The 10,809-nt window shown below is 55.2% G+C and carries 17 protein-coding genes; 8 read left to right on the top strand and 9 right to left on the bottom strand.

The window, feature by feature from the left end; all coding sequences use genetic code 11:
* Nucleotides 1-130: 130 nt before the first annotated feature.
* The 3 genes from RRU01S_RS22900 to RRU01S_RS22910 are packed head-to-tail and all read right to left on the bottom strand — an operon-like array spanning nt 131 to nt 2,622.
* On the bottom strand, nt 131-919 hold the full coding sequence (locus RRU01S_RS22900) for an ImuA family protein (RefSeq protein WP_045232539.1): 789 nt from the start codon (nt 917-919) through the stop codon (nt 131-133).
* A 3-nt stretch (nt 920-922) separates the two neighbouring features.
* Nucleotides 923-2,194, bottom strand: a complete 1,272-nt coding sequence (locus RRU01S_RS22905; protein ID WP_045232540.1) for a Y-family DNA polymerase — start codon at nt 2,192-2,194, stop codon at nt 923-925.
* Nucleotides 2,191-2,622, bottom strand: a complete 432-nt coding sequence (locus RRU01S_RS22910) for a LexA family protein (RefSeq protein WP_045232541.1) — start codon at nt 2,620-2,622, stop codon at nt 2,191-2,193. The genes RRU01S_RS22905 and RRU01S_RS22910 overlap by 4 nt, the downstream gene beginning before the upstream one ends.
* 427 nt (nt 2,623-3,049) lie before the next feature.
* On the opposite strand from RRU01S_RS22910, the gene RRU01S_RS22915 reads away from it, so the two are divergent.
* Nucleotides 3,050-3,376 carry a helix-turn-helix domain-containing protein gene (locus tag RRU01S_RS22915; protein WP_045232564.1) on the top strand — a complete coding sequence of 109 codons (327 nt, stop codon included), beginning with the start codon at nt 3,050-3,052 and terminating at the stop codon, nt 3,374-3,376.
* A 19-nt stretch (nt 3,377-3,395) separates the two neighbouring features.
* Here the strand turns inward: RRU01S_RS22915 and RRU01S_RS22920 are convergent, their stop codons facing one another.
* From RRU01S_RS22920 to RRU01S_RS22940, 5 genes are all read right to left on the bottom strand, one after another.
* Complete coding sequence (locus tag RRU01S_RS22920) at nt 3,396-3,767, bottom strand: type II toxin-antitoxin system RelE/ParE family toxin (RefSeq protein ID WP_045232542.1); 372 nt, start codon at nt 3,765-3,767, stop codon at nt 3,396-3,398.
* A gap of 330 nt (nt 3,768-4,097) precedes the next feature.
* A complete protein-coding gene (locus RRU01S_RS22925) occupies nt 4,098-4,790 on the bottom strand; it encodes a hypothetical protein (RefSeq protein WP_045232543.1) in 693 nt (230 codons plus the stop codon).
* A gap of 1 nt (nt 4,791) precedes the next feature.
* Nucleotides 4,792-4,986, bottom strand: coding sequence for a hypothetical protein (locus RRU01S_RS22930; protein WP_045232544.1), 195 nt, complete (start codon nt 4,984-4,986; stop codon nt 4,792-4,794).
* Nucleotides 4,987-5,446: 460 nt separating this feature from the next.
* On the bottom strand, nt 5,447-6,007 hold the full coding sequence (locus RRU01S_RS22935; protein WP_045232565.1) for a restriction endonuclease: 561 nt from the start codon (nt 6,005-6,007) through the stop codon (nt 5,447-5,449).
* Between the two features lie 156 nt (nt 6,008-6,163).
* Nucleotides 6,164-6,640, bottom strand: a complete 477-nt coding sequence (locus tag RRU01S_RS22940; protein WP_045232545.1) for a helix-turn-helix domain-containing protein — start codon at nt 6,638-6,640, stop codon at nt 6,164-6,166.
* Nucleotides 6,641-7,024: 384 nt separating this feature from the next.
* Between RRU01S_RS22940 and RRU01S_RS26280 the strand changes: the two genes are divergently transcribed.
* The 6 genes from RRU01S_RS26280 (at nt 7,025) to RRU01S_RS22965 (ending at nt 10,006) form a co-directional block, all read left to right on the top strand.
* Nucleotides 7,025-7,300 carry a hypothetical protein gene (locus RRU01S_RS26280; protein ID WP_045232546.1) on the top strand — a complete coding sequence of 92 codons (276 nt, stop codon included), beginning with the start codon at nt 7,025-7,027 and terminating at the stop codon, nt 7,298-7,300.
* A gap of 318 nt (nt 7,301-7,618) precedes the next feature.
* Nucleotides 7,619-8,077 (top strand): DUF3846 domain-containing protein, encoded by a 459-nt coding sequence (locus RRU01S_RS22950; RefSeq protein WP_045232547.1) that lies wholly within the window; start codon nt 7,619-7,621, stop codon nt 8,075-8,077.
* Nucleotides 8,074-9,090, top strand: a complete 1,017-nt coding sequence (locus RRU01S_RS22955) for a DUF8626 domain-containing protein (protein WP_234936241.1) — start codon at nt 8,074-8,076, stop codon at nt 9,088-9,090. The genes RRU01S_RS22950 and RRU01S_RS22955 overlap by 4 nt, the downstream gene beginning before the upstream one ends.
* A gap of 29 nt (nt 9,091-9,119) precedes the next feature.
* Nucleotides 9,120-9,569, top strand: coding sequence for a hypothetical protein (locus tag RRU01S_RS22960; RefSeq protein ID WP_081880173.1), 450 nt, complete (start codon nt 9,120-9,122; stop codon nt 9,567-9,569).
* Nucleotides 9,570-9,578: 9 nt separating this feature from the next.
* Nucleotides 9,579-9,704 (top strand): hypothetical protein, encoded by a 126-nt coding sequence (locus RRU01S_RS26720; protein WP_268823162.1) that lies wholly within the window; start codon nt 9,579-9,581, stop codon nt 9,702-9,704.
* Nucleotides 9,701-10,006 carry a hypothetical protein gene (locus RRU01S_RS22965; RefSeq protein WP_045232549.1) on the top strand — a complete coding sequence of 102 codons (306 nt, stop codon included), beginning with the start codon at nt 9,701-9,703 and terminating at the stop codon, nt 10,004-10,006. The genes RRU01S_RS26720 and RRU01S_RS22965 overlap by 4 nt, the downstream gene beginning before the upstream one ends.
* A 153-nt stretch (nt 10,007-10,159) precedes the next feature.
* On the opposite strand, the gene RRU01S_RS22970 is transcribed toward RRU01S_RS22965, so the two are convergent.
* A complete protein-coding gene (locus tag RRU01S_RS22970; protein WP_045232550.1) occupies nt 10,160-10,342 on the bottom strand; it encodes a hypothetical protein in 183 nt (60 codons plus the stop codon).
* A gap of 209 nt (nt 10,343-10,551) precedes the next feature.
* Between RRU01S_RS22970 and RRU01S_RS22975 the strand changes: the two genes are divergently transcribed.
* Nucleotides 10,552-10,791, top strand: coding sequence for a type II toxin-antitoxin system VapB family antitoxin (locus RRU01S_RS22975; protein ID WP_012653071.1), 240 nt, complete (start codon nt 10,552-10,554; stop codon nt 10,789-10,791).
* Nucleotides 10,792-10,809: the final 18 nt, after the last annotated feature.

The raw sequence follows: 10,809 nt of genomic DNA on the forward strand, positions 1-10,809 counted from the left end.
CATTCAGTTACTTTTAAATACTCTGCCGAAAATGACAACTTTCGGCTGTCCCCGATCTTGCGCTGCAAAACGGTCGCTGGTTTACGTAAGGGGATGAACAATCTCCATCGAACCGGTGGTTGGAACAACTTTACCTAATTCGGCGCCGTACCGTAGCTGGAATTAGAACACCATCCCGCGTCGGTGCGGCGATGGGACCATCCAGACGTTCCTCACGGAGGCTCGCCAGACGCCCTTGAGCGTCGCATGCTGCTACCTCGACATCAAAGGCCTCGCCTGCCCGCGAACGCATAAGCTCAATCATCCATCGCGGTCTCCCGACGCCTGGAACCGGAAGCGGTTCGGATGGCATCGAGGACACGCGCCAGCGCGTGACCGATGCTGTCGGCTGCCCATAATCGGTTGCCTCAGATTGTCGGCGCCAGCGCCGAACGATTAGGCCCATCGTGCCTGACTGTTCAGCCGCTAGCTGAAGGCGGCGGGAAGCAACCATCGGCAAGCGCACCGTCTCGGCAATCACCGCCCCAAGGCCCCCAAAGCGTAAGGCTTCTTCCGCGCATTCCAAGATCGCCTCTTCGGTCGTGCACTCGACGAATATGACACGATTGAGGTCAAGGCCAGCCTGCCGAAGGCCCGGCGCGAACAGGTCTGTTCGGGATAGGCACCAGATAACAGGGCCTTTCGTCCGCGCAGCGATACCGGCCGCAAACAGCGAAGACACGGCCCCAGAGACCGCGTCACTTCCACCCCCTGCAATTTCATGGGTGCAGCCGTAGGCCAGACCACCACCCGGAATGCGGCTATCGATATCTTCGACACCGAACGGCAAACGCGGTCGCTGTTTGGCTGCTCCGCCTGCAATCTGGTCTATCCGCTCCTGAAGCTTAGCGAAAATTTCGGGGCTAACGTTCCTGGTCATGATCTATCTTGCCATCGCTATTGGCAGCTCCTTGATGTTGGTTGTGTAACGGGGCGACCGACGGTCGAACTTCGTTTGCCACTCCCGCTTGATGCCGGCCGAGGCAGGAATGAGCGCGCCACGTCCAAATTTTGTGTTCACCGCATCGAGGGCGATCATAAGCCGGTCGGACCGGTCGCGATCGCGGGCGTCAAAGAGCGGGCGCTGTTGCGACCGCGCTGGAACAAGATCATTCATAATGATGCCGGCTTTCGCGTAGCGATGGCCGTCCCTGAAAATCTTACGCGCGCCGCTTTGCGCCATGCGGATCAGATCGAACGTGTCGTTTGACGCTTCAGGCAAATGCACGGTCGTTTGTGCAGAGTAGGGTTGATCCTTCTCGTTAAAGCGCGACGTGTGCATGAAGACTGCCATATGGGTGGCCTCAAGGCCGTAGCGGCGCAGCTTTTCGCCTGCCCTCGTCGCATAGGCCGCAACAGCTTCCAGCATGCCTGCAAGATCCGTGACCGGCGTTCCGAACGAACGCGTCACGGCGCAGCCTTTGCGTTGCGGGGGCACGTCTTCGAGCGGCAGACACGATAAGCCCTGCAATTCCAACACTGTCCGTTCCCCGACGACGCTCAAAAGCTTGCGGGCCAAACGCGCGTCTATGCGCGCCAGGTCGCCCGCCGTTTCTACGCCGAGGCCAAAGAGCTTGCGTTCCGAGGCGGCACCCACGCCCCACACCTCGCCAACCTCGATCCGGTCAAGCCAGCCTTGCCGCGTTGCCGCGTCGGTCAGGTCGCAGACTCCACCAAGTTCAGGATTCTTTTTCGCAACGTGATTGGCAAATTTGGCGAGCGTCTTTGTGGGGCCGATGCCAACGCATGTCGGAATCCCGGTCCAGCGCTGGACGGTCGATCGCAGATCGCGTCCGAATGCTTGCCGGTCGGCCGGTCTGATGTCGGTCAAATCGAGAAAGCTTTCATCGATCGAATAGACTTCGACATCTGGGGACCATTGCCGGTAGATCGCGTTCAGGCGTGCGCTCATGTCGCCGTAGAGCGTGTAATTGCTGGAATACACAGCGACATTGTTGGTGCGACAGAGATCGCGGATTTTGAAGAAGGGTTCGCCCATCCCGATGCCAAGAGCTTTTGCCTCGGCCGTTCTGGCAACAGCGCAACCGTCATTATTCGACAGCACAATGACCGGTCGCTTTTCTATCGAGGGGTCGAAAACCCGCTCGCAGGAACAGTAGAACGAATTTCCATCGATCAGCGCAAAGGAAGTCATGTCCGTTTCCTGGGTCTGAGCCAGTGGACGTTGCACATGGCGACGCCCCAGATCTCGACTTCCGCGATCTCGGGTAAGTCGAATAACGGCATATCGCTATTCTCAAACAGCAGCCGCGGTCGATTGCCGTTCATGCGCAGACGCTTCAATGACCGTTCGCCGTGGACCGTTGCCACGACAATATCGCCATCGACTGCGGTCACGCTCCTGTCCACAACGATCAAATCGCCGTGGAATATGCCAGCATCCCGCATGGAATTGCCGTCAACCTTCCAGAGGAAGGTCGCGGGCGGGTTGCGGATCAGCAGCCGCGTTAGATCGATGGATTCGTCAATGTAGTCATCTGCAGGAGAGGGGAAGCCGGCACAAAGCCCGTGCAGCATCAGCGGAACGTAAACCTCCGCTTGGATTTTCAGGCCGGCAAGCATTCTAAAGTACCCTTCACGAGACACGAGCGAAAGGAACAAATAGGGAACATAAGCGGCCGCAAAACGCAATATAGACGTTTACGCGATGCTTGTATTAAGTTCGCGTAATTAGAGAGATGGCGGTATGTTTGTACGCTAGCGGACCAAAGCTCACCAACGACGCCCATCCTCTTTCCGGCGAAGACGAGCATTTTGACAATGCTTCTCATTGTCCTCGGCGTCTTTATCTGGATCAAGTCAGAGGAAATGCCAAAGCACTGGCAGCGAGTGACGATGCGGTTTTTTGTAATCATCGTCGGCATTAACGTTGGCTCGATTGTTCTTGCCGCTATGGGTCGGTGGGCGACATAAATTGACATGTCAACTTGACGGAGCCGTCATTTTGACCTATTTATACAGAAATCGGTATATCTTGAAAGACAATAAAATGACAGAAAAGCTCGAATTCACTAACATTTTCGAGTCGATCACCGAGGATTCCGCGCTTGCTGCTGACCTGCAATTCAGGTCCGATGCGCTAATGACGCTGATCGACATCTTCGAGTACAAAGGCTGGAAGCAAGCTGAAATCTCAGAGGCTTTGGGAATTCCCCAGCCAAGAGTTAGCGAACTCCTGCGCGGAAAGATCAGCCTGTTCTCGTCGGATCGCCTTATCGGGTACCTAGCGAAAGTGGGTATCCGGTTGAAGCTATCCATGGGCAATGATCACAAGGTAATTTGCCACGTTGATGAAGATGAGATGGAGGCGGCTTAACCGCCTCCACCGATTATCTTTATTTTTTGGCGGCCTTTTTCACCGCTTTTTCCGCTTCTCGGACGATTGCCATCATTTCCTTGTAGCGTTTTTCAACGGTAGCCATTGCTGCTCTATCGGTACCGTTGGTTGTCTTCGTAAACGCGTGTAGCACGTAGACAGTATCTAGGTGCTTTGCGCAGTACATCAGTCTGTATGCCGGTGACCCGTTTTCGATTAGCTCGATGACTCCGGGTCCGATTGACTGCAAAGGTTTAAAAGCCGATCTGGGGTCTTTCCCAGCCATCACGAAGTTCAAGTCGTTCAGGAAGTCGGTTGCAATATCTGCAGGGAGGTCTTTGACCGCCCTTTTTGCTGCAGGGCTTACGTATTTGAACTGTTTTCTTGCCATTCTTCCCATTCCTTAATTTTCATATTTCTCCTATCTCCCGTCTCGTTTGAGGCGGAGGTTGCTGTTAGCCGAACAATTTTGGAAACAAAAAAATCCGTAACAGAAGACTAATATAGCCTATCTGACGGATTGTGTCAATATCTAATTACGGATTAGTGGTATTATTAATACTTGTACGACTTAAAGAATGGCATGTCAACAGGTTATTTCAAAAAAATTTTTCTAAGAAGGCTTTCCGGCAAGATTTTCGCTGAAGAGGACAAACTACAGACGAGCGTCAATTACGCTGGTTCCTCACATCGTAGCTACCCAACTGCCTCTGGTGACATATCATAAATGTTCGCTCGTAATTTCAGCAATATCTACTGTTCCTCGATGAACATATGAATCAAGACCTGTCAGGCGATAAGCGTTCGCCTTTCCCATGTCAGATTCGAAACTTGGTACACGATCAACGTGAATGAGTCCGTGAACGGTCAATAAGCTCAGTCCATCGCGAACGTGGTTTCGTTGGAGTCCTGTATACTCGCCAATGGAATTATAATTGATCATTGCCATATTCATCCTACGATCTCTACGAGACGCAAAAAGGAAGTACAGCTTCAGCGCATGTAGTTCGATGGGACGACGCAATTTAAAATCGCTGAAGGCGAGCATAACGCCCTTGTTGTATAATCTTTTGCAAGGCAGCTTCGCCCAGCCTGCGTCTGGATCAAAATTTGCCAATCGGTAGGTGCTTTGTCCAGCTGGCTCTTTTTCTATCAGGTGGAAATTGACGAGGACTGATAGTCCTGCCGCAACTTTTGCTCGGCTCATTGAGGTAGCTAGTTCGATTTCATCGTAGGTAATTTTGGCTGTGCCAGTCTCATCGATACGGTGTGCTACGGCCAGCAGAACCAAAAGTGCGGCTGTATTGTCAGCGCCTTCACCTGCGGCCCATTTGAATGTCATCAGCCCCCCCTTTTCAATCCATGCGGTAGGGAGCTTTATCCAGTCTTGATAGCGATAGCTCTTGTTGATCATATCACCGGTCCTTGTTTTTAGTGACTGAGTAAATGACGTGAATTGCAAAGCCTGCCAGGGCAATCCCACTCAATGCGACAAGACCGGCTAAGCGATCCGGAGAAACTGTGAGGGCAATTTTGAATGCTTCAACTAGTGAGTCCATGTGGTTCAAGCTCCATAAGAATTCCAATGGTGTTTTTTTAATCATGCTCATGACCTCTACTCTAGATACAGTTTTTCGTATAAAATGTATTTAAATTTAATATTTCACATTAATATCAATTGGTTAAACATAATTTTATAGTTCATTATCAAACCCATTTTAGTTCATGGATGAGCCTTTATGAACTACTTTTCACTAATACAGCAGTTTTTTTGTTGCTTTTTTCAATGCACGTTTCGTGCGTCGGTTCTTTCCCTCCCAAGCTCCCGATTTTACCCCGCAATAATCATCACGAAAATTACCTGCTAAGCATCCGCCTTGATAAGGCGAAGTTTGATCGCCGAGAGCCGGTTCTCCAAGATCACATAAATCAGTGGAGAAGCAGGTGATGTACCGAGGGCTCAACCTGTTCGGATGGTAAAAGAGCCGTGGGGAGATGCACCTTGAACCATCGCTACATTCCGCAATACTACCTTCGGCCATGGCTTGGTGTGGACCATACTCGTCACCTTCAGTTTCTGCCGTGCAGACCATTCGATTGCTCGATGTCGCCCGTGTTGAGAAAATCGAGCAACCGTTGACCACTGACGATCGTCAGGTTCGGGTCCGCGGTCGCAACATCTTTCGCGCCGGCGCCGGTGCGCCCAGTATGGATAAAGATCCCGCTGCAGTTCCTTGCAGCAAGGACAGCGCTGAAGGCCGCCACATGGGCGCGGTTGATGTGTTTGCCGTAGCGCTTTGCCTGTAAAAGGTACGTCTCTCCCGCGATCACCACGGAGCCGTCCAGCCCGCCATCACCGCTGTAGGACGCGTTGCGCTGAACGACATGGCCCCGCCGCTCAAAAGCCTCGAGCAACAGTTCCTCGAATGTCAGGGGATCGATCTTGCGAAGGTATGCCAGGCGTTGCGGCATCAGCGGAATGGTGTTGATCTTTGCCAGAACACGGCGGGCCTGGTCCTGCTTGCGGCGGTGACGTCGCTCCTTGGCCTTCGGCCGGAGCAGCCGTCGCAACAGCAGAGCGGCCGCAAGCGCGAGCGCGGCCGCAATGAACATCATCTCATAGGGCTGCATGCAGCCCTGCCCTTCGGACGCCTGCGGCGGCTTTTCCTTCGATCTGTGCGATGACTGCCAAGTGTTGATAAACCTTCGCCGCTGCGGTCGCGGCACCCATCCAACGCCAACCCAATGAGACCGAAATAGAGGCGCGGCTTGCGCCGCGCCCCTATCTCAGCGGCCCGCCGTGGGTGTCGGTTTTTTCTCCATCGAAGCAACCAGCTTGAAGATCCGTTCGAGAGCTTCCGTGTCGAGCTGTCGGATTTCCGAGATCGTATTTTGCAGGAGCCGGGAATGTTCCTGATTTTCGCCCCACAGATGCGGAGCGGCAGGGGCGAGGATTTCCTCTGGTGTAGCGTCCAGAACTTCGCAGAGATGAATAAGCCGGGAGACGGTCAACCGGGAAACACTCGTTTCGTACCGATGATAGACCGCGTTACTCAAGCCAAGCAGGGGAGCGATTTTGGAGCGTGACAAAGACCGTTTATCGCGGGCCTCCCGAATACTGGTGCTGATTTTGTCGTCCAGTTCCGCGTTGAGATGGACTTTGCCGCGGTAGGGCTTCCGATAGACCGGCTTTTCAAGATCAGGATCTTGGACCAGTTGTAGGCCGAGTTGTTCAACCCAGTTTTCTATCGTTGGACCTGCCATGGTTTTACCGCGCTGTAATTTCTAAGCCTGATTCTTTGTTACCGAATTGGCTACATGATAGGAACCCTTAAACAGAGGTTTCAGATTAAAATTGGCGCATCGCTTCGCGACCCCGCTCTATGCCTTCGGCACGAAGCCGCTGAAAAAGCGTCTCCGCCCTGCGGGTAACGATCGCTTGCGCATCGCGGCAGTGGCCGCGAAACAAATATCAACATGCGCCATATTGGACTATTCATTGGCATTTACAGTTTGATCGCGAGATACCATATTGCATCAAACCGAGGTCAGGTTGTGACAGGACACTAGCCCGTTCTGCCATGCCGGCAGGGGGTCGCTTTGCCTCGAAACAGGGCGGCCCCTTTTATTTTCTGGAGTATCATCGTCGTGGATATTTTCATTCCAGCAGTCATCGTTTTGGCCGGGTACGTATGGCTGGTGTTGAGAGCGAACCGAACCTTCCATGCCATTCGCAAGGAGCGGTTCGAGCACACAAATCCCGCTGGCGTTCTGCAATTCGACACCTACGAAGAGTTGCGCAAGTTCGAAAGCCGTGAAGCGAGCAATCAGTTCTGGATCAACGTCGCCGCTGTTCCTGGCGGCTTCATTCCGCTTGCCGCCATTTTCGCCATCATCGCCTCGATCGCTGAGATGTCCTCTTGAAGGGCAATTCGGCATGGGTAGATCAACGGTGACACCTTCGGTGTCCTGCCTGCTGGATGAGGGAAAGAGGAGCGCTGCCCTCTCTCCCTCGCAAGCGAAAAAACGGTATCCCCGTCCTTCCTTCGCGCTTTGCGCTCCGTGCAGGATCGCCGCTTGCGCGCCGACCCTTCGTCTTTGCCTCCGGGCGGGCGAACCCCCTCCGTTTTGTTCCCTTGCCACCCTCTCTCCCGCTGCTCCGCGCGAACTCGGGAGCAGGAGCGGGGCTCCTGCCCACGAGGGGCATGAGAAGACCGCTTCGCGGAAATGGAAGGGCTAGACATGACCAAAACAGCAACCGTTTACCTGCTGGACCCGGAGGCCGGGACCATTCAAACCGTCGAGATCAATGCGCGCAGCGCCTTTGCGCAAACCTACACCCTGATTGGATGCGAACTGGTTCAGGTGGTGCCGTTCGATAGCCACCATGTGCTCATCATCGATGAGGACGGGTTACAGGACGGACTAACATCCTTCACCATCGCAGATGGCTACCCGCAGCCATTGGCCGGGAAAATCGTTCTTGTCGGCGCGGAGAACGGGGAACACTTCACGCCTCCCCAAATCACCATTGAGGACGCCGCCAAGCGGTTCACCGTCTGCAAACCGGTGCTTGATCCGGTTTTTGCGTCAATCGATGAGACGACCATGAAGGGGGTTATCCTCGCGGGTTTTCTGACCGGCCTGCAAACGCGGATCACCCGCACCATGCCCACTGTCATGGAGGGAGTGAAAAAATGAGCATCACCATTGCATTCTTCGAGCGGGAAGCCGCCGACCGCGTTTTGGAAATCGTAGCAGACACCTTCGCCGCCAACATCGCGGCGAAGGACATAGAGCATAATTTCAGTTGGCTCACTCACTCGCCCGAACGTCGCGCAGACCGCGAACTTGAAGCGTTGGCCGAGCGGCTGAACGATTTTGCCAACTATGCGATGGACCTTTGGACGGAGGCCGCGACCCCTATTCCCGGTCACGAAATCGAGGCTTTCACGCGACGACATATTGACGTCACTCGCAAATATTGGGCGGCGGAAAGCCGTTGCGCCAACTGGATGATAACCGGCCCGGCCCGCTTTCCCGTTGCTCGCAACGAAAAACGCATGCGGGTTTCCGATGCCCGCCGCGCCGATATATCGGCCCATGCGGAAAATGCCCGTAAGGCGATCAGGCGCAAGGCATACCCGCATGGCGCGGACGGCGAGCCGATCCGCTCCGGCGACCCCGAAGCGTTGCAGCGGATCGCATCGCGCATCGAGGACCTTGCCTTGTCCATCGACAGGATGAAGCGCGCCAATGCCACTATTCGCCGGATGGAAAAGGACCATGCCAGCGAAGCCGACATATTGGCTCGCGTGGTGTCGGAAACAGGCTTGCCGGAAGAGCAGGCGGCGCGGGGCATCACAATTGCGCCGTGGCAAAGCCGACGCGGCTTTTGCACCACCAACACCCGCGCCGAGCTTCGCCGCATGCAACAGCGCCTAGCGCGCCTCGCCGCAATGAAGAAGCGCGGCGACAGGTCGGAGGAAGTCGAGACGGAAGCAGGAGCCGTTGAGGTGAAGGAAAACACCGAAATGGCCCGCATTCAGATGATCTTTCCCGGCAAGCCCGACGAGGAAGCCCGCCGTATCCTCAAGTCCCATGGCTTTCGTTGGTCGCCGTCGCAGGGCGTGTGGCAGCGCCACCTCAACGAGGCGGGACGCTATGCGGTCAAGACCGTCTTGAGCAAGATCAGCGGCGCCAGCGCCGCTTGATCCTCCCCCACACATCGAGGATTTGGGACATGACAGAGCAGATTTTTACCGTCATGGAGTTGTGCGGGAAGCGAGACCCAATGTGCGGCGGCCATGCCGCCGATTGGGGCCTCTATACGACCGAGGACAAACGGCACACGTTCATGGGTGCCGCCGAGGCGCAGCGCCTCGATCTGGTCAAAGCCTATTTTCCGACCGAGAAAGAGGGAAACGCAGCTGGTGAAGGCGCGAGCCTCCGCAACGGACTGATTTCGGTGCTGCCGGTGCCACGTGACCCACGTATTCCCGTTGCGCAGCTCCGCTGGATCGTCGGGAACATGCACGTTGGCACAAGCGACGAGGACTTGACCGCCGATATCGTCGCCCGTTCGGAAGGCTGGCCGCTAGGCCAGTACGCGGATTATGTAGCTCAGGCCTGCGCTTACGCTCTTGCCAGTCACCGAGCCAATCAGGGGCTTTATGCCCACTTCCGGTTCTAGGTGGCAACCATGACGCAAGGTGTTAGCAAACGCTGTGGTGGCGGCTTCTGGGAAAGCGAGAAAGGCGCACGGGAAGAAGACCTTTGCGACGAATGCGAGGGAAAGCCCGCGCCCAATCAGGAGGACCGACATTGAGCCGATATCCTATCACCGTAAAATCAAACCTTCAGATCGATGAAAGCGCCGTAATCGGTTTTGACCCGCCGTTGCGCACGTTCTTTCTGCAGGCGTTCCCCGACGAGGCGACGGACGCTTGCGCGCTATGGCTTGGCGGCTTTCTTGAAGAGTATCGGAGCCTTGAATCGATCATCGATGCGGCCCGCTCAGAGGGTTATGAAGTTCACGGGCTGAACCATGATGTCATCATAGCCCTGACGAAGGAAGGCGGGACGCCGACGCGGCCGAGCATCGGCGAGCGACTTGGGATCGTTCGCTAACCGAGCAATCGAAGCTGATGTTTAGGGGCCGGTTTTGCCAGACTGGCCCCATACCCGTTTTCGCAGGTCGGACCCGTGCCGCATCGAGCGGCCCAGGTCCGAACGAAGGGAGCCCTTGCCCCTCCCCTCGGGCTCCCCTCCCACCCGGACTTTTCAGGTCTGGGCCGCGTAGAAGAGAGCAAAATTGACCGCCAGCATGACGATGACCGTGCCGATGAAAGCGAGAAAAAAGAAGCCGATCTTTTTGAGTAGGCTTTGCGGCTGCTTCTTGCGGCTGAACGCAACAACGCCCGCCGCGCCTGCCGAAATGCCGATGATGGCCGGGAGTGACATCATGTCATGGACCTTTCAGATGCTCGCACGACCCCGCTTGTGCGGGAGTCCGTGCTTAATTACGATGTAGTTCAAGACGTTTTAAAGTTGCGCCGCTGAGACGCTGCAAGGCCACGTAACGGGCAACGCGACGATTTCCCCGGAAAGATCTCGAAACTATTGCGAGCATATGCAATGCGGGATATTATAATATCCTCGAAAGGATATGTATCATGCCGCTTTACATCAAAGATCCGGAAGTCGATACGCTCACCGAAGAGCTGATCCGCTTGACCAAGACATCCAAGGTTGATGCCGTGAAGACAGCGCTTAGGCGAGAGATCGCCAGCCGCAAGGGCAGCTTGCCCATGCGCGAGCGTCTGGCTAAGTCCCTCGCGATGGCGCGGGACGCCGGTCCCTTTGCGCCGGGGGATCACAAACGTGAAACTGATGAAATGTGGGGCGAAGACTGATGCTATTCGTTGACGCTT

It is taken from the genome of Agrobacterium rubi TR3 = NBRC 13261 (genome assembly GCF_000739935.1).
In the GTDB taxonomy this organism is placed as follows: domain Bacteria; phylum Pseudomonadota; class Alphaproteobacteria; order Rhizobiales; family Rhizobiaceae; genus Agrobacterium; species Agrobacterium rubi.